Source organism: Geothrix oryzisoli (assembly GCF_022808865.1).
Taxonomy (GTDB): domain Bacteria; phylum Acidobacteriota; class Holophagae; order Holophagales; family Holophagaceae; genus Geothrix; species Geothrix oryzisoli.
In genome coordinates this window covers 284,774-302,309 of sequence record NZ_JAKZLB010000002.1, presented here as the reverse complement: position 1 = coordinate 302,309, position 17,536 = coordinate 284,774, and the positions used below count along the sequence as shown (strand labels likewise).

Here is a 17,536-nt window from a genome sequence, read left to right as displayed (position 1 = left end):
TGGGTCGGCCGCTCCCGACATCCCCGGTGCCCCCTTTACACCCGCGAGCTCTCCCCGCCCGCCGTCGCGAGGATTTTCAGGATCTCGGACACCTCGGCGGCGGTTTGCGGGCGGTGGTCGGGGCGCTTCTCCAGCAGCCGGCCCACCAGGGCCCCCACATCCGCGGGGAGGTCCGGCACCAGGGCGGCCAGGGCCGGCGGCCGCGCCTCGAGGTGCAGGGCCAGGAGGTCGTCGATGCGGGGACTGTCGAAGGGCGGAACACCGGAGCACAGCTCGAACAGCATCACGCCCAGGGAGTACAGGTCGGTCCGCGCATCCACGCCCTCGCCCCGGATCTGCTCCGGCGCCATGTACCGGGGGGAGCCCAGGAGGAGGCCCGCCTGCCCCACCGTGGTGGCGGGAGCGGCGAGGCCGAAGTCCATGATCTTGGCGTCGCCGCGCACATCGAACAGGACGTTCGCGGGCTTGATGTCCCGGTGGACCACGCCGACCGCGTGGGCCGCCTCCAGACCCTCGGCCACCTGCCGGGCGATGCGCAGCACGAGCGGGAGGGGCAGGCGCCCCCGGCCGTCCAGCAGGCTCCGGAGGGTGATGCCCTTCAGGTACTCCATCGTCACGTAGGGGATGCCATCGAACTCCCCGAAATCGTGGGTCCTGAGCACGTACCGGTGGGTGATCCTCCGGGCCAGGCGGATCTCCTGCTTGAGGAGGGCCAGGAAGTCCGGATTCGAGGCCAGGCCCGCGCGGATGACCTTCAGGGCGACCTCTTCGTCCAGTTGCAGGTCCCGGACCTTCAGGACGACGCCCATCCCGCCGCGTCCCAGCACCCCCTCCACCCGATAGCGGGCGGCGAAGACCCTGCCCTCCTGGAGGGTGGACGGCAGGGGGTCCTCCTCCCGCCGCGGAGCCGCCGGGTCGAGGCGCCGGGTGGCGTCGTCCGGAGGCGACAGGACCCCCGGGACGTCCTTGGGGCCGGGGCCCGCGGCCGCCCCGCCGGGACTCCGGTGAAGGCCCTCGAGCAGGGCCAACAGATCATCCTTGGCCCGCAGCTCGGCCAGCATGGATTTGAAGATGCGGGCCAGCACTCCCACCTCGTCCTGGGACGGCACGAGGGCCAGGGTCTCGGGCCGATCCCCTCCGGCCAGGGCTTCCGCGGCATCCGCGAGGGTCTTGAGCGGGGCCGTCACCTTCCGGGCGGACCGGAGGCTGAGGGCCAGGGCCGCGAGCAGGCCGGCCGCACCCACGGCCAGGATGGCCCGCTGCAGGTTGCGGAAGGGTGCCAACAGCGGGTCCACGGGCATCAGCAGCACGTCGGCCATCTGCAGGTCCAGCGCGTTCACGCCCCGGAGCGGGGAGATCATCCCCAGGTAGGTCAGGCCGCCCACGCGGAAGGGCACGACGGGGGAACGCTGGCCGTCGAGCACGCGGTAGCGGACCGCGAGGAGGGCCGGATCCCGGGCCAGCAGGCGGTCGAGGGCGTCCGCCTCCGGAAGGGTGGCGCCCAGGGTCTGGAACTGGCTCAGCAGCGCCAGGTGGGGGGAGGGATCGTCACGCTGGGGCCCGGCGACAGCCAGCCTCCGGAGGTCCGTGGCCGCGCGATCGTCCACCCGCACCCCCACGAGCATGGCCCCCAATGGTCGGCCCCCCGGCGACCGCAGGGGCCGGGCCACGGCGTGGTACACCCCGGGACGGTCCCCCCAGTTCACCCGGAGGAAGCCCCGGTACGAGGGGCCCGGGTGGCCCGCGACCTGGGCATCTTCTGGCGCCAGCGCCATCTGCAGGATCCCCACGTCGAGGAACGCCGGCCCGGCACCCTTGGCGCTGGAGGCCAGGAGCGACCCGTCCGGCTTCACCACGAGCGCGATCTCCGCGTTCAGCCGGGGGAGGTTGTCGACCAGGGTGTCGGTGAGGCTGGAGGCGGCGCCCGACTCGAGGGTCTGCTCCACGAGCGCGACGTTCCCGGAGTACTGGGTGAAGACATCCAGGCCCGCATCCAGGGAATGGCCCTGCTGCTCGAAGGCCCGCTCGAGGACATACCCGCCGGCAGAGAGGCTCGTGGCCGCCGTGGCCCGGGCCCCCCGCTCGGCCTCGCTGTAGGCCACCCACAGGATCACGGCAAGGATCCCCAGCACGGCCGCCGCCTGGCGGATGAACAGGGTCCAGGCCAGGGTCTGGTACCACCTCATGGTTGGCTGCATGGGCCTTCCCTCATCCACCGGTATACTGGCCACGAATCTACCCCGGAAGCCAAGCATGATTCGAGCGATTGCACGCGGTCTGCCGGTCGTCGCCCTGGTCGCCACCTTGGCCGCGGCCCTGCCGGCGCAGGCGGGAAGCGTTCGGGGGACCGTGCGCCTCCGGGAGAAGGATGGCCGGATCCGGGCCTCGCTGAAGGACTGCGTGGCCATCCTCGAGCCCCTCGATGCCGTCGTCCCGGCCGTGGGCCCCTCGAAGCCCGTCTCCATCCGCACGGTCGGAAAGCAGTTCCTGCCCCGCGTCTCCATCGCCACGCCGGGAACGGAGGTGGCCTTCCCCAACCTGGACCACCTCGTCCACAACGTGTTCAGCGTGACCCAGGGCAACCGGTTCGACACCGGCCAGTACCAGCCCGGCGACGCTCCCCGGGTGAAGGTGGCCCATGCCGGGCTGGTGAAGCTCTACTGCAACATCCACCACCAGATGAACGCCTTCCTGTGGGTGGTGACGACCCCCTTCGCGGAGCTGCTCGACGGCCGGACCGGCGTGGCGTTCGACCAGGTCCCCCCGGGCACCTACCGGCTCGTCCTCTGGCATCCGGAAGCCGGGGAGAAGGCCTGGACCCTGAATGTCGGCGCGGGCGTCACCACGGGCACCTGGAACCTGGACCTCTCCCTGCCGGCCCTCGAGCCTCACAAGAACAAGTTCGGAAGGGACTACCCGCCCCCGGCCGACGAGCGGAACTACTGAGAGTGTGTTTCAGAACCGCTTCTGGAGGACCACCATGGTCCGGGTGATGCGGTAGTCCTCACCGTCGGCGGTCTGCCGCAGATGGACGAGGGTGGCGACCCAGTGGCCCGGCAGGGGCAGGGCCAGGTCGAGCCGGGGCCCGCGCGCCCGGCGGTAGAACCACCACTCGTCGCCGTTCACCGGGTAGAGGGTGCCCGTGGAGGAGAGGCGCTGCCAGGTGAAGGTCAGCTGGGGCCAGTAGACCCGCTCGCGGCTCCCGGCCACGGCCTGGACCTCTTCGCTCGACTCGCCGGTCTCCCGGTTCCGGGCCCCGAACCACCGGGCTTCCAGCGGGAAGACCCGGTTCCACTGCCCGGCGGCCCCTGCCGTGTCCAGCACCAGGCGCTGCCGGGCCAAGGGGTCGTGCCCCGGCAGCCGGCGGAGGCGCTCCCCGGCCGGATCCCAGGCGAGGGTCCAGCGGCCGGCGTGCGCAGTCCAGGACCAGGGACCCGTATCCAGCTTCAGGACGGCCTGGCCCGCGGCCAGGTCCACCCTTCCCCCCAGGACGGTCCGGACCCGGCCGGCCACGGCGCGCAGGCCCGCTTCCTGGACCCACCCCGAGGCATCCCGGACCCCCAGCCGTCCTTCCGCGCCGAGAACGCGCAGATCCCGGTCCCAGATGGCCTGGGAGCCCAGGAGGCCATTTTCCTGGAGGCCCACGCTGAAGGTGGCGAAGGCCCGCTCCGACACCCAGGACACGGCGCCCCGCAGGAGGTCCAGCTGGGTCCCGTTGGAGGGCTGCTGGTCCCACCGGGGCGCATTGAACTGGTTCCCGTCGGAGCCCATGGCCGAGCGCGTCCCGGCTTCGAGGTGGAGGGCGTCCAGGTCCCAGGCCCAGCGGAGCCTGAGCTGGACGCCAGCACGGCGGAAGGACTCGGCGGCATCGCCGGGATCGGCCAGCCGGTCCCCCCGCACCGTCAGCTCCCAGGCGGGACGCCACGGATCCCTCGGCTCCGGGGCGAAGGGGGCCGCCTCCTGGCCCGAAGCGGCCAGGGCGGCGAAGAAGAGGAACCAGCGTGGGATCGGCATCACCCTCCGGGAGCCTGCGGATCCCGAGGATGGTATCCCACCGTTCTCGCGCCGGCCAACGATCTCTGGGCACCGGAGGGCTCCCCATCTCCGAACCGGATCTGGTGTCGGACGCCTCCCGCCCGAAGCTGGACAGACCGGCCTTCGCCCCGCGTTCCCCCACCCCGGAACCCGCTCCGTCCCGGATTTCGCTCGCGCCAGCGAGCTGGAGGTTCCCATGCTCCAACCCCTTCCTGAATCCACCCGATGCGCCTCGGTGCGCCAGAGCCGCCGCCCGCTCTTCCTCGCGGGTGCCGCATCCTTGCTGGTGGGCCTGGCCGCCTGCGGTGGCGGCTCTGGCGGCGGCTCCTCCATGCCCGCCGCCCCGCCAACCTACCAATGGACCGCGCTGGTCGCCGATCAGGCCAGTGCGGGGGCCACCACGGTGGATCCCAACCTGGTGAACCCCTGGGGGCTGGCCTATGGGCCGACCACCCGTTTCTGGGTGGCCGACCAGGGGACGGCCACGACCACCGTGTATGACGGGCTGGGCCATCCCTTGACCACGCCCCTGGTGGTCTCCGATCCCCCCGTGACCGGAGCCGCGCTCGGCGGCCCCACAGGCATCGTCTTCAGCGGGACCACAGGGTTTGCCGGCGATACCTTCATCCTGGCCTCCCTGGATGGGAGCCTCAGCGGGTGGAGCGCAGGTGCGACCGCGGTCCGCCGCGTGGACCACTCCGGCAGCGCGGCCGTCTACACGGGGCTTGCCATCGGCACCAACGGAACCGCCACCTACCTGTTCGCCGCGAACTTCAACGGGGGCGCGATCGAGGTCTTCGACTCCTCCTACGCTCCGGTCAACCTCGGGGCCGCGGCGTGGGTGGATCCGGCCCTCCCGGCCGGCTACGCCCCATTCAACGTCCAGGTGCTGGCCGGCAAGCTCTACGTGGCCTATGCCAAGCATGATCCGCCCGCCATGCGCGAAACGACGGGGGCGGGACTCGGCGTCCTGGACGTCTTCAACCTCGACGGCACCTTCGTCCGGCGCGTGGCCGCCGGCGGCCTGCTCAACGCGCCGTGGGGCCTCGCGCTCGCGCCGGCCACCTTCGGCACCTACGGCGGGGCCCTCCTCGTGGGCAACTTCGGCGACGGGCGCATCACGGCCTTCGACGCCACCACGGGCGCCCAGCTGGGCCAGCTCTCGGGGCCCAGTGGCGCCCCCCTGGCCCTCAGCGGGCTCTGGGGGATGACCTTCGGCAACGATGGTTCGGCCGGCCAATCCAACCTGCTCTATGTGACGGCGGGCCCCCAGGCGCAGGCGCACGGGGTGTTCGGCATCATCAGCTACGGCTCGGCGGGCACCGGGGGCGGCACGGGCGGCGGGGGGTACGGCTATTGAGCCCCGCGCCTTGACGCGGCCCACGCCATTCCGGATGCTGATTCTCAGTAGGGAGCCTCTCCTTGGGTAGCTGGGATCTCGCCATCGCGCTGGATCGATCCAATCCGGAGCCCCTCTACCTCCAGCTGGTGGGGGCGCTCGAGGAGGGCATCCGTCACGGGCGGTTCAAGCCCGGGGATGCCCTTCCCGGCACCCGGGCGCTGGCCGATCTGCTGGGGGTCAACCGGAACACCACTCTGGCCGCCTACAAGGAGCTGGAGGCCGAGGGCTGGATCGAGGTGGCACCCGACCGCGGCACCTTCGTCGCCCGGCGGCTCCCCATCGTCCTGGATGTCCCCGCGGGCATCTCGGCCCAGGATTCCGCCTCCTGGAAGCGGGCCTCGCCCCCCAACGAGGTCTTCTTCCAGCCCGGGGCCCCGGCGCTGGAGTCCTTCCAGCTCATCCCGGATACGCCGGACCTGAGGCTCGCCCCCACCGAGGCCATCCACCGGGCCTACGGCCGGGTCCTGCGGCTCCACCCGGAGCGGCTCCTCCAGCCGGGCTGGGATCCCCGGGGGCTCCTCGATCTGCGGAATTCGCTCTGCAAGATGCTCCGGGACATGCGGGGGCTCTCGGTCGAGGCGGGAAACCTCCTGCTCACCCGGGGCCTGATGAGCACCTTGAACCTGGTCTCCCGCGTGCTCTTCGCCCCGGGGGATGCCGTGGCCATGGAGAATCCGGGGCAGTTCCGGGTCGCCGAGGCCTTCCGCGCCGCCGGGGCCCGCCTGTTCCCCGTGCCCGTCGATGCCCGGGGGCTGGACGTGGAGGCGCTGGAGGCCCTGCTCGTCCAGGAGCCCATCCGGCTCCTCTACCTCACCGCCAGCCCCCAGTTCCCGACCCAGGCGGCCCTGGATCCCGCCCGCCGCAGGCGCCTGCTGGAGCTGTCCGTCGCCCACGGCTTCCGGATCCTGGAGGGCGATCCCAGCCTGGGCTTCCACCGGGAGAAAAATCCCCGCCTTCCCCTGGCCAGCGAAGACCACCACGGCCGAGTGCTCTACTTCAGCAGCTTCGAGCAGATCCTCGCCCCCGGCCTCCAGGTGGGTTTCCTCGCCGGAGAGGCCGGCCTCATCAAGACCCTCGCCCAGCAGCGCCAGCTGGTCGACTGGCCCGGGAACCTCGTCCAGGAGGCGACCATCGAGGAGACCCTCCGCGATGGCGAGATCGTGCGCCACCTGCGGCGGGTGCGGAAACTCACGGATGAGCGGAGGGAGACCATGGTGGATCGCCTGCTCCTCCACCTGCACCCCGCCGTCTCCGTGAAGAACCCACGGGAAGGCCTGTCCCTCTGGGTCCGGGTGGCCGACGGCGTGCCTCTGGAGGCCTGGACGGAGCGGTGCCTCGCCCATGGGGTGGTGTTCTACCCGGGGAGCCTCTACGACCTTCACCGCCGGGCCCTTCCGTACATCTGCCTGGGCTTCGCGGCCCACTCGGTGGAGGAGCAGAATGAGGCGTGCGCCCGCATGGCCCTGGCCCTCGCCGAGGTCCGCGCCCGGCGCCCCTGAGCCCGGAAGGCAGGCCGCCGGCCCGGGGGATCAAAGATTCAGCGTTCACGCGATGGGTCGATTTTTCCTCATTCAGTTGGTCATTAAGACTGGCGAAATTCCCAATCCGCCCTTAGGATTCCTCCAGCAACTGGAGTGCATTTGCCGAACGAGCGCCCCCACGGTCTGGATCTCAAGGGCTTCATGCTCAAGATCGACCGTCTCGACGCGATCGGCCGTCTCCGCAATGCGGAGCGGCGCATCGGCGCCCTCGAGCAGCGCGTGTCGGAACTGAGCCTGCTGGATAACGTCACCGGCCTGCCCAACCACCGGCATTTCGAGGACCGGCTGTCCCAGGCCCTGCTCATGGCCCAGCGCCACGGGCACATTGTCGCCATCCTCTTCCTGGACCTGGACCGCTTCAAGCGCGTCAACGACCTGCTGGGGCATTCGGGCGGCGACGAGGTGCTGAGGCAGGTGGCGCAGCGGCTCAAGGAGACCCTGCGCGAGGGCGACACGCTGGCCTGCATGGGCGGTGACCGCTACATGGTCCTGCTGCAGGAGATCAAGGACGTCGTGGCCGCCGCCCGGGTGGGGCAGAAGCTGCTGGAGGCCCTCCAGACGCCCTTCCACGCCGGATCCAGGGAGCTGGACCTCACCGCCAGCATCGGCGTCTGCGTCTACCCCAACGACGGGATGGACGCCCATGCGCTGGAGGCCCACGCGGAGTCCGCCCTGTGCCGGGCCCGGGAACGGGGCGGCAACCGCATCGAGTGCTTCACCAGCACGCTCAACGAGGTCTCCCTTGAGCGCCAGGAACTGGAGAGCTGCCTGCGGAGCGCCCTCCAGAACGGCGAGCTGCAGATGTACTACCAGCCCCAGTTCTTCATGGATGGCCGCCTCGCCGGGGCCGAGGCGCTCATGCGCTGGAACCACCCCCTCCTCGGCGCGGTCCCTCCCGTGAAGTTCATCCCCCTGGCCGAGGAGAGCCGCCTCATCCTGCCCATCGGCGAATGGGCCCTCCGCGAGGCCTGCGGCCAGATGGCCAAGTGGCAGGCCATCACCCCCTCCCCGCTCCTCCTCGCCGTGAACGTGTCCGTCCTCCAGTTCGCCAACGGGGACTGGGACACCTGTGTGGCGCGGGCCCTGGCGGATACCGGCCTGGAACCCGGCTGCCTGGAGCTGGAGCTCACCGAAAGCCTGGTGATGCGCCAGGGGCATGAGGATCTGGCCCCGCTCCACCGCCTGCGCGAGATCGGCACCCGGATCGCCATCGACGATTTCGGCACGGGCTACAGCTCCCTGGGCTACCTCCAGCGCCTGCCCATCACCACCCTGAAGCTGGACCAGTCCTTCATTGCCGCGCTGCAGTCCGAGGACCCGGCCCTCTCCTCCGAGGCCATCGTGCGGGCGGTGATCCAGCTGGCCCACAGCCTCAACCTCACGGTGGTGGCCGAAGGCGTGGAGACCGAGGGCCAGCGCGACATGCTGGAGCTGCTGGGCTGCGACTGCCTCCAGGGCTTCCTGCTGGGCCGGCCCCTGCCGGCAGATGCCTTCGAAGCCATGCTCGAGTTCATGTCCACGAAGCAGTTCCTGAAGAAGGCCGCGCGGGCCCAGGAAGAGGTCAAAGTCCAGCGGGTGGTCCCTGCGGGTCGCAGCCGCGGCTCCCGGTAGGCCCCCGGGCGTCCCTCCACCGGGCACCGGTCACGGCCCATGAGCCTTGTAAAAAACAAAATGTGATGCGCACAAACTCCCGGACACGGAAGAATTGAGCTGTCCTTGTGCTTCCGGACCGGGCGGATCCCTCCCCGGCCCCCGGAGATCGGCGCATCCTTCTTGCGCCCTCGCAGGGACCCACCCTGCCGAGGCCCCCATGCAGCGCCGCACCATCGACGTCGACGAACGCCTGCCCCTGCTGCAGACCGCGCCCCTGAGCCTCCAGCACCTCTTCGCCATGTTCGGCGCCACGGTGCTGGTGCCCTTCCTCTTCAAGGTGAATCCCGCGACCTGCCTGCTGATGAACGGCGTGGGCACGCTGATCTACCTGGTCGTGGCCAAGGGCCGCATCCCCGCCTACCTGGGCTCGAGCTTCGCCTTCCTCTCGCCGGTCTTCGCCGTGCTGGCGGCGGGGCTGAGCTACTCGGCCGCCCAGGGCGGCTTCATCGTCTTCGGCCTCATCTTCATGCTGCTCTCCCAGGTGGTGCGCGTTGCGGGCACCCGGTGGATCGACGTCATCTTCCCCCCGGCCGCCATGGGCGCCATCGTCGCCATCATCGGCCTGGAGCTGGCCCCCGTGGCCACCAACATGGCCGGGCTCACCGCCGGCCCCGCGGTGCTGGGCATGCCGCTGCGCCTGGCCCTGGTGGTGTCGCTGTCCACCCTGGCGGTGACCATCCTGGCCTCCATCCTCCTGCGCGGGTTCCTGGCGGTGATCCCCGTGCTGCTGGGCGTCATCGCGGGCTACCTGATCTCGCTCGGCCTCGGCGTGGTGAACTTCGAGTCCGTACGCCTGGCGCCCTGGTTCCAGGTGCCCACCCTCTATGCGCCCACCTACAACCTGCAGGCCATCCTCATCATCCTGCCCGCCGCGCTGGTGGTGCTGGCCGAGCACGTGGGGCACCTGGTGGTGACGGGCAACATCGTGGGCAAGGACCTGATGAAGGACCCCGGCCTGCACCGCTCGCTGCTGGGCGACGGCCTCTCCAACGTGCTGTCGGGCCTCGTCGGGGCCACGCCCAACACCACCTACGGCGAGAACATCGGCGTCATGGCCATCACCAAGGTCTACAGCGTGTGGGTCATCGGCGGCACGGCGGTCATCGCCATCCTGGTGTCCTTCTCCGGCAAGCTGGCCGCCCTCATCCGGAGCATCCCCGTGCCCGTCATGGGCGGCGTCTGCATCCTGCTCTTCGGCGTCATCGCCGCCGCGGGCATCCGCATGCTCATCGAGAAGAAGGTGGACTACACCCAGTCCCGCAACCTGATCCTCACCTCCGTGGTGCTCATCAGCGGCATCAGCGGTGCGGCCGTGAAGCTGGGCACCGTGGAGCTCAAGGGCATGGCCCTAGGCACGGTGGTGGCCATCGCCCTCAGCCTGCTCTTCTGGGGTCTCGACCACCTGGGCCTCAGCAACGACACCGAAACACAATCCTGATCCCTTCACCCCTTTCGAGGAGTACCGCATGGAACGGTTTTTTGGTCTGAAGGCCAAGGGCACCACGGTGGCCACGGAGGTGCTTGCGGGCACCACCACCTTCATCTCGATGGCCTACGTGATCTCGCTGATCCCCAACGCCTTCCTCAAGGTGGCGGGCATCGCGCCCCATGTGGGGTTCACGGCCTTCGTGGTGTGCGCCATCCTCTCGACCCTCATCGGCGCCTTCTACGCGAACCTGCCCATCGCCTTCGCGTCGGGCATCGGCCTCTCGGCCTTCTTCGCATTCACCGTCTGTGCCCCGGCCAACCAGGGCGGCATGGGCTACACCATCCAGGTGGCCCTCACGGCCCTGCTGCTCGAGGGCCTCGTCTTCATCGCCCTCAGCGCCATGAAGGTGCGGGAGGCCTTCATGGACGCCATCCCCTTCTCGCTGAAGAAGGGCATCTCCGTGGGCATCGGCCTCTTCATCGCCATCATCGGCTTCGTGGATTCCGGCGTGACCCAGGTGGGCCTGAAGTTCGAGCCCGACACGATCTTCCCGGTCCTGAAGAACGACCCCGCGGCCCTCTTCGGCCTGCATGACGTGAACAACCTCTTCATCGCGAAGTTCTGGGACCACGGCCACCTCACCCCCGCCTTCTGGTCCGTGGTGGGCCTCTTCCTCATCGCCGTGCTGGTGGCCAAGCGCGTGAAGGGCGCCATCCTCCTGGGCATCCTCGCCATCACCCTGGTGGGCCTGCTGCCCGTGAGCTTCGGCGGCGGCTTCACCCACCTGCCCAAGGGCACGCTCTTCCAGATTCCCAGCTGGCCGAAGATGTTCCAGTACGACTGGACCTGGACGAAGTCCCTGGGCGGCATGATCAACATCTTCATCATCCTGTTCACCCTGCTCTTCGTGGACATGTTCGACACCATCGGCACGCTCATGGGCATCGGCGCCCAGGGCAAGCTGCTGGACAAGGAGGGCAAGTTCCCCGGCGCGTCCAAGGCCTTCATGGCCGACGCCGTGGGCACCACCTTCGCGTCCATGTTCGGCACGACGGCCATCACCGCCTACATCGAAAGCGCGTCGGGCGTGGCCGAGGGCGGCAAGACGGGCCTCACGGCCCTGGTGGTGGCGGGCTGGCTGGCCCTGGCTCTCTTCCTCTCGCCCCTCTTCCTCATGGTGCCGCTCCAGGCCACGGCCCCGGCGCTCATGATGATCGGCTTCTTCATGCTGTCGGAGATCAAGGAGATCAAGTTCGACGACGTGACCGACGCCATCCCGGCCTACCTGGCCGTCATCGTCATGCCCTTCACCTTCTCCATCGTGAACGGCATCGCCCTCGGCATGATCGCCTACACCGTGCTGAAGGCCGCCACCGGGCGCTTCAAGGAGATCAACCCGATCATCCTCGTGCTCTCGGCCATCTTCCTGCTCAAGCTCCTCTTCCTGTCCGCCTAGCCTCAGTGGCTGCCTTCCACGGAGTTTCCATGTCCAAATTCGCCCTCGCCCTCGTGGCCCTGGTGGCCCTGCCCGCCGCCGCCGCCGACTGGAGCGACACCTTCATCGGCTACCGCACCGGCACCCAGTTCCGCGAGCCCGGCATCGACGGCACCGTGAAGAAGAACATCGTCCAGCTCGGCCACGTCAGCGGCTGGGCCTACGGCACGAACTTCTTCAACGTGGACATGCTCATGTCCGACCGGAACGACCCCACCGCCAGCGGGAACAGCGGCGCCAACGAGGTCTACGCGCTCTACCGCGGCTCCCTGAGCCTCGGCAAGCTCACGAAGACCGACCTCGGCTTCGGCCCCGTGCGCGACATCTCCCTCACCGCCGGCTTCGACTTCAACTCCAAGGACAACGCCTTCGCCTCCAAGAAGCGCTTCCTGGTCGCCGGTCCCACCTTCAACTTCAAGGTGCCGGCCGGCTTCTTCGACCTGGGCCTCCTCGCCTGCCACGAGCAGAACTACAACGGCATCGTGGGCCGGTCCGTGGACTTCAAGACCACCTACTACCTCACCGCCGCCTGGGGCATCCCCTTCCAGATGGGCGAGGTGGGCGCCGAGTTCAAGGGCTACGCCAACTACGAGGGCGCCAAGGGCAAGGACGGCTTCGGCATCGAGACCAAGCCCGAGACCCTCGCCAACTTGACGCTGATGTTCGACATCAGCCCCCTCTTCGGCACCAAGAAGAAGGTCTACGTGGGCCCCGGCTTCGAGTACTGGAACAACAAGTTCGGCGGCCCGAACAACGACGGCCCCGCTCCCGCCACCAACAAGCGCGTCACCGCGCCCATGGCCCAGCTTCAGATCCACTTCTGAGCCATTCGGAACCAACGGAAAGGGGGCCCCGCCGGGCCCCCTTTTTCGTTCAGGCGACAGGCTTCAGCCCAGGAGCTTCGCCATCATCTCGGAGTGCAGGTTCCAGTGGAGGAAGCCCGCCAGACCGAAGACAAAGCCGATGCCGGCGAAGACTCCGGCCACGGCGAAGAGCCACCGCTTCCGGGTCAGGGCGGTGACCCCCGCCAGCGCCACGGCCACGCTCAGGCAGGCCTCGGCGAGGTCGAACTGGTCGTCATGGACGTTCATGGCGTCGTAGTCCTTGGCGGCCTGCTCCGCCTGCGCCTTGATCTGCTCCTTCTCCTGCTCGTATTTCCTGCCGGCCGCTTCCTGAGCGGCGATCCGGGCCTCCACCTTGGCGCGCGCCTCCGGCTTCAACCCCGGGCTCATGTCGAGCTGGACCTTCAGCATCTCCACCGCGTTCTCGGCGATGTGCTGCTTGGTGCTCTTGCTCTGGTAGTAGGCCCACTGGTCCACCGCCTTGGCCTGGGACTGCTGCATGGCCTGGACGACATTGCCGTCCTTCACGTTGCACAGGGCCATGAAGGTGGCCACCACCGCCACGAAGAGGGCGATGAACCCGTTGAAGCGGCTGTCCCGCGCGTGGTCCTGCACCTCATCCTGGATCGGGTCGAGGGTCTCGGGCATGGCCGCCTCCTTGAGGCCCCCAGTCTAGGGCAAGGCCTCCCGCCCGCCGAACCCGTCCACCCCCACCCCGACCCGCTAGACTATCCCTCGCGCGCCTATAGCTCAGGTGGATAGAGCAACGGCCTTCTAAGCCGTAGGTCGCTGGTTCGAGTCCAGCTAGGCGCACCAAGTGCGCCTAGCTGGACTCGGACCAGCCCCAGCCGCACAGATGCGGCCGGGGTCCAGCGTCGAGTGGGATCGTGGAGACAGCGCGGGGCGCTGTCGGAACGAGACCGGTGATCGGTGCAGCCGAGCACAGTTCGAGTCCAGCGTTAAATGGGTCGGCGCCCACCCGAGTGCCCAGCTGGATCCGGGCCTGCGAGCTCAGGCCGTGTGAAGGCTCTTCAGGTAGCCCGCCATGGCCAGGTCCGACTCGCAGATGTGGTGGTCCAGCCACTCCCCGACCAGGGCCACCGCCTCCGGGCCCAGCTCCTGGCCCTTGGCCCGCCGGTACTGGAGGTCGCGGACCCGGAGGACGAGGTCCTGGTGCTGGTTTGCGTGGACGATGCGCCCAGGGAACCCGGCCTCCTTCATGAGGGTCTCTTCGGTCTGGCAGTGCTTGATGAGATGCCGCGCCACGAAGGCCAGCCCCTCGTCCAGCTGGTCCTTCGGGGCTCCGGCGGCAAGTTCGCCGCCCAGCCGGGCCAGCGCGTCGAAGAGCTCCCGGTGCTGCTGGTCGATGGGCTCCAGTCCGGTTTCGAACTGTCGGCGCCAGCGCACGAGCGGGCACGCGCGTCGAAGGGCAGGGGCGGGATCCACCCGCAAAGAATACCAGAGCATCGTGAAGCCCGCGCCCGGACGGGGGCCCAACCTCCGCCCGTCGGCCCCATCCGCCAGGGAAGATTGGATAAAATCATCCTCCCATGCCCGCCCCCCCACCCCTCTTCCTGGATCCGGATCTGGCCCGCTTCATCACGGGGGGCGTCTCCATCAATGCGGGTTCGGGCAGCGCGGAGGGCCTCCCCAGCCTCTGCCTGGCCTTCGGCTGCCGCGTGGATTCCGGCACGAACCGCCTCACCCTCTTCTTCGCCGCGCCCCAGGCCGTGGACCTAGTCCGGGACGCCACGCGGAGCGGGGCCCTGGCCGTGGTCTTCAGCGAGCCCTCCACCCACCGCACCCTCCAGATCAAGGGTGGGGACGCCCGGCTCGCCCCCCTTGGCGAGGGCGATCTCGCCTGCGTCGAGGCCTACCGCGCGGCCTTCGCCCAATGCCTGGTCTTCCTGGGCTTCACGGAAGTCATGGTCCGGACCCTGCTCGACTGCCCCGACGAGGCGCTGGTCGCCCTGACCTTCACGCCCTCGGCCCTGTTCAACGTGACGCCGGGGGCCCAGGCCGGAGCGCCCCTGATCCCGACCCCACCCCGGGCGCCGGGGGCCGCATGATCCCCGTCCGCGCCCTCCGCGACTGCCTGGACGGCATCATCCCCGGCGTGGTCTCCACCTGCGCGGCGGATGGCACACCCAACGTGGCCTACATGTCCCAGGGCCAGTACCTGGACGACCAGCACCTGGCCCTCTCCTACCAGTTCTTCAACCGCACCCGCCAGAACCTCCTGGCCAACCCCCGGGTCACGCTGGGGCTCATCCATCCGCAGACGGCCCAGCAGTACCGCCTCCACCTGGTCTACGAGCGCACAGAGACCCATGGGCCCGTCTTCGAATCCATGAAGGCCAAGCTGGCGGGCATCGCATCCCACACGGGGATGAGCGGGGTGTTCCGCCTGCTGGGCTCCGACATCTACCGCATCGAGGGATCGGAAGGGGTGCCGGGGAGCACGCTGCCCGCCCCGACTCCGGCGGTGGATCCGCTCCTGGCCCTGCGCACCTGCATGGCGCGCCTGCCCCTGAGCCCCGATGCCGAGTCCCTCCTCGATGCGCTGCTGGACGGCCTGCAGGCCCACTTCGCCATCGAGCACGCCCTGGTGATGATGCTGGATCCTGGTCGGGGCCAACTCTACACCGTGGCCAGCCGCGGCTATCCGACCTCGGGCGTGGGATCGGAGCTCCCGGTGGGTGATGGCGTCATCGGTGTGGCGGCCCGGGAGCGGGTGCCCATCCGCATCTCGCACGTCACCTCCGAGTACGCCTACGGCCTGGCCATGCGCGAGGGGGCCGAGCGGCAGGGCCTCGGCGACCGGCTGGAGACGGAGATCCCCTTCCCGGGCCTGGCGGCCCCCGGCAGCCAGCTGGCCGTGCCCATCCCCGGGGCCCACGATCCCCTGGGCGTGCTCTTCGTGGAGAGCCCCACGGAGATGCGCTTCACCCACGCCGATGAGGACGCCCTGGTGGCCCTGGCCACCCAGGTGGGAGGCCTCTTCCGCCTCTTCCTGGCGGAGCTGGAACTGGGTGAGGAGGGCCAGCCCGCCTCGGCCCGGGAACCACGGCCGGATGGGGTCCCCCTGCGCGTGCGGCACTACGCCGCCAACGACAGCGTCTTCCTGGGGGACGACTACCTCATCAAGGGGGTGGCGGGGAACATCCTCTGGACGCTCCTGCAGGATCACCAGGCCTTGGGACGCACCCAGTTCAGCAACCGGGAGCTGCGCGCCGACCCCCGGGTGCGCTTGCCGGACCAGAGCGACAACCTGGAGGCCCGCCTCGTCCTCCTCCACCGCCGCCTGGCGGAGCGGCGGGCCTGCGTGCAGCTGGAGAAGACGGGCCGGGGCCGCTTCCGGCTGCTGGTGGCCCGGCCCCTGGAGCTGGAGGACATGGACCCGGGGACCTGACCCCAGACCTGCCATTTCTTAAAACCTTCTTAAAGGCTTGCTAATTCTTTCTTAAGGGTGGAAAAAACAAATAAACCGTTCGTCATCGGTGGCATATATCCCTCATCGGGTTTCGAGTCCCGACCTTCCTGATGAGGCACACCATGACCCTGAACCGCTTCCTCCCCCTGGCCGTCCTCGGCCTCCTCTTCGGCGCCGGCCCGGCGCAGGCCGCGGCCCCCGCCCAGCCGAAGCTCATCCAGCGCGGCGCCTACCTGGTCTCGATCGCGGGCTGCCACGACTGCCACACGCCCCTGAAGATGGGCCCCAAGGGCCCCGAGCCGGACCTGACGCGCCTGCTGTCCGGCCATCCCGACTCCCTGAAGATGCCGCCGGCGCCGAAGCTGCCCGAGGGCCCCTGGGGCTGGGCCGGCTCCCTGACCATGACGGCCTTCACCGGGCCCTGGGGCGTGAGCTACTCCGCCAACCTCACCCCGGACAAGGAGACCGGCCTGGGCAGCTGGACCGAGGCCCAGTTCCTCCGGATGGTGCGCACGCGCCGCCACCTGGGCCAGGGCCGCCCCATCCTGCCCCCCATGCCCATCCAGAACCTCCAGCTCGTCAGCGAGCCGGACCTGAGGGCCATCTTCGCCTACCTGCAGTCCATCCCCGCCGTCCACAACCGCGTGCCCGCGCCAGTCGAGCCGGCCGCCACGCCCATCCCCATGCACTGAGCCGGACCTCGCCATGCGCGCCCTTCTCCTTCCGGCCCTGGCCCTGATGCCCCTCCTGGCGAAGGCGCCGGCCCCGCCCCGCCTGCTCTCCCAGACCGGCCTCTACGCCGCACCGGGCGTGGTGGCGGCCCGGAACCTGGCCTATGCGCCCCAGTACCCGCTGTGGACCGATGGCGCGGCCAAGGCCCGGTGGATCCACCTGCCGGCGGCCATCGACGGCCGCGACGAGGCGGGCTGGGTGTTCCCCGTGGGCACCAAGGCCTGGAAGGAGTTCGCTTTCGGGGGCCGCAAGGTGGAGACGCGCCTGCTCTGGAAGACCGGGCCCAGGACCTGGGTCTTCGCCAGCTACGCCTGGAACGAGGCGCAGACGGACGCCGGCCTCGTGCCCGAGGGCGGGCGGCCGGACGCCGCCGAAGTGGCCCCGGGCCTGCGCCACGCCATCCCTTCGCGGATGGACTGCCGGGATTGCCACGGCCAGGAGCGGGTGGAAGTCCTGGGCTTCACGGCCCTCCAGCTCTCCCCGGACCGGGATCCGAACGCCCTCCACGGCGAACCCCTGCGGCCCGGCCTGATCACCCTGGACGACCTGGTGGCCCGGCGCCTCCTGCGGGGCGCCCGGCCGGACCTCCTCACCCGGCCGCCCCGCCTCGAGGGCGATCCCGCCACCCGCACCGCCCTGGGCTACCTCCAGGCCAACTGCGCCACCTGCCACCGGGCGGACCGGCCCATCCCGGGCCTGGGCCTGGACCTGCGCCCCACCCATGTGTTCCGCACGGCCCTGGTCCCCGGCAGCTTCCCCGTGCCCGGCCAGCCGGACAGCCGCATCCTCAGCCCCGGCCACCCGGAGCGCAGCGCCCTGCTCCACCGCCTGGCCTCGCGCAACCCCGTGGCCCAGATGCCCCCACTGGGCACCGTGCGCGTGGACCAGGCCGCCGTGGATCACCTCCGCCGCTGGATCGCCGACCTCCCTGTCGCCCCGTCCCACTGAACCTCAACCCCCTTCCCTGCGAGGTC

15 protein-coding genes and 1 tRNA gene are annotated in these 17,536 nt (G+C 69.9%); 12 read left to right on the top strand and 4 right to left on the bottom strand.

All coding sequences use genetic code 11. The features are described from left to right. Window positions 1-35: 35 nt before the first annotated feature. Window positions 36-2,198 carry a serine/threonine-protein kinase gene (locus MLE43_RS06125; RefSeq protein ID WP_243302588.1) on the bottom strand — a complete coding sequence of 721 codons (2,163 nt, stop codon included), beginning with the start codon at window positions 2,196-2,198 and terminating at the stop codon, window positions 36-38. Between the two features lie 55 nt (window positions 2,199-2,253). Here MLE43_RS06125 and MLE43_RS06120 point away from each other — a divergent pair, with 55 nt between their 5' ends. Then, window positions 2,254-2,946, top strand: coding sequence for a cupredoxin domain-containing protein (locus MLE43_RS06120; RefSeq protein ID WP_243302587.1), 693 nt, complete (start codon window positions 2,254-2,256; stop codon window positions 2,944-2,946). Window positions 2,947-2,955: 9 nt separating this feature from the next. On the opposite strand, the gene MLE43_RS06115 is transcribed toward MLE43_RS06120, so the two are convergent. Next, window positions 2,956-4,014 (bottom strand): hypothetical protein, encoded by a 1,059-nt coding sequence (locus MLE43_RS06115; protein WP_243303118.1) that lies wholly within the window; start codon window positions 4,012-4,014, stop codon window positions 2,956-2,958. 217 nt (window positions 4,015-4,231) lie between these two features. On the opposite strand from MLE43_RS06115, the gene MLE43_RS06110 reads away from it, so the two are divergent. The 6 genes from MLE43_RS06110 (at window position 4,232) to MLE43_RS06085 (ending at window position 12,379) form a co-directional block, all read left to right on the top strand. Then, complete coding sequence (locus tag MLE43_RS06110; protein ID WP_243302586.1) at window positions 4,232-5,395, top strand: TIGR03118 family protein; 1,164 nt, start codon at window positions 4,232-4,234, stop codon at window positions 5,393-5,395. Window positions 5,396-5,457: 62 nt separating this feature from the next. After that, window positions 5,458-6,936 carry an aminotransferase-like domain-containing protein gene (locus MLE43_RS06105; RefSeq protein WP_243302585.1) on the top strand — a complete coding sequence of 493 codons (1,479 nt, stop codon included), beginning with the start codon at window positions 5,458-5,460 and terminating at the stop codon, window positions 6,934-6,936. Between the two features lie 141 nt (window positions 6,937-7,077). After that, window positions 7,078-8,589: a putative bifunctional diguanylate cyclase/phosphodiesterase gene (locus tag MLE43_RS06100; protein WP_243302584.1), complete on the top strand. Its 1,512-nt coding sequence runs from the start codon at window positions 7,078-7,080 to the stop codon at window positions 8,587-8,589. A 199-nt stretch (window positions 8,590-8,788) separates the two neighbouring features. Then, a complete protein-coding gene (uraA, locus tag MLE43_RS06095) occupies window positions 8,789-10,069 on the top strand; it encodes a uracil permease (protein ID WP_243302583.1) in 1,281 nt (426 codons plus the stop codon). A gap of 28 nt (window positions 10,070-10,097) precedes the next feature. After that, on the top strand, window positions 10,098-11,516 hold the full coding sequence (locus tag MLE43_RS06090; protein ID WP_243302582.1) for an NCS2 family permease: 1,419 nt from the start codon (window positions 10,098-10,100) through the stop codon (window positions 11,514-11,516). A 29-nt stretch (window positions 11,517-11,545) separates the two neighbouring features. Continuing rightward, complete coding sequence (locus tag MLE43_RS06085; protein WP_243302581.1) at window positions 11,546-12,379, top strand: hypothetical protein; 834 nt, start codon at window positions 11,546-11,548, stop codon at window positions 12,377-12,379. A 63-nt stretch (window positions 12,380-12,442) separates the two neighbouring features. Here MLE43_RS06085 and MLE43_RS06080 read toward each other — a convergent pair whose 3' ends face one another. Continuing rightward, window positions 12,443-13,045: a DUF4337 domain-containing protein gene (locus MLE43_RS06080; RefSeq protein WP_243302580.1), complete on the bottom strand. Its 603-nt coding sequence runs from the start codon at window positions 13,043-13,045 to the stop codon at window positions 12,443-12,445. A 91-nt stretch (window positions 13,046-13,136) separates the two neighbouring features. On the opposite strand from MLE43_RS06080, the gene MLE43_RS06075 reads away from it, so the two are divergent. Then, window positions 13,137-13,213: transfer RNA gene (locus tag MLE43_RS06075), tRNA-Arg, on the top strand. Between the two features lie 195 nt (window positions 13,214-13,408). Here the strand turns inward: MLE43_RS06075 and MLE43_RS06070 are convergent. Continuing rightward, window positions 13,409-13,804, bottom strand: a complete 396-nt coding sequence (locus MLE43_RS06070; protein WP_243302579.1) for a bacteriohemerythrin — start codon at window positions 13,802-13,804, stop codon at window positions 13,409-13,411. Between the two features lie 143 nt (window positions 13,805-13,947). On the opposite strand from MLE43_RS06070, the gene MLE43_RS06065 reads away from it, so the two are divergent. The 4 genes from MLE43_RS06065 to MLE43_RS06050 all read left to right on the top strand — a co-directional run bounded on the left by MLE43_RS06065 (window position 13,948) and on the right by MLE43_RS06050 (window position 17,510). Further along, window positions 13,948-14,466, top strand: coding sequence for a hypothetical protein (locus MLE43_RS06065; protein WP_243302578.1), 519 nt, complete (start codon window positions 13,948-13,950; stop codon window positions 14,464-14,466). Next, the gene (locus MLE43_RS06060; protein ID WP_243302577.1) at window positions 14,463-15,809 is read left to right on the top strand and encodes a GAF domain-containing protein; all 1,347 of its coding nucleotides are present in this window, start codon (window positions 14,463-14,465) and stop codon (window positions 15,807-15,809) included. Before MLE43_RS06065 ends, MLE43_RS06060 begins: the two co-directional genes overlap by 4 nt. Before the next feature lie 143 nt (window positions 15,810-15,952). Continuing rightward, a complete protein-coding gene (locus tag MLE43_RS06055) occupies window positions 15,953-16,522 on the top strand; it encodes a hypothetical protein (RefSeq protein ID WP_243302576.1) in 570 nt (189 codons plus the stop codon). A 13-nt stretch (window positions 16,523-16,535) separates the two neighbouring features. Then, window positions 16,536-17,510, top strand: a complete 975-nt coding sequence (locus tag MLE43_RS06050) for a c-type cytochrome domain-containing protein (RefSeq protein ID WP_243302575.1) — start codon at window positions 16,536-16,538, stop codon at window positions 17,508-17,510. The last annotated feature ends 26 nt before the right edge of the window (window positions 17,511-17,536 follow it).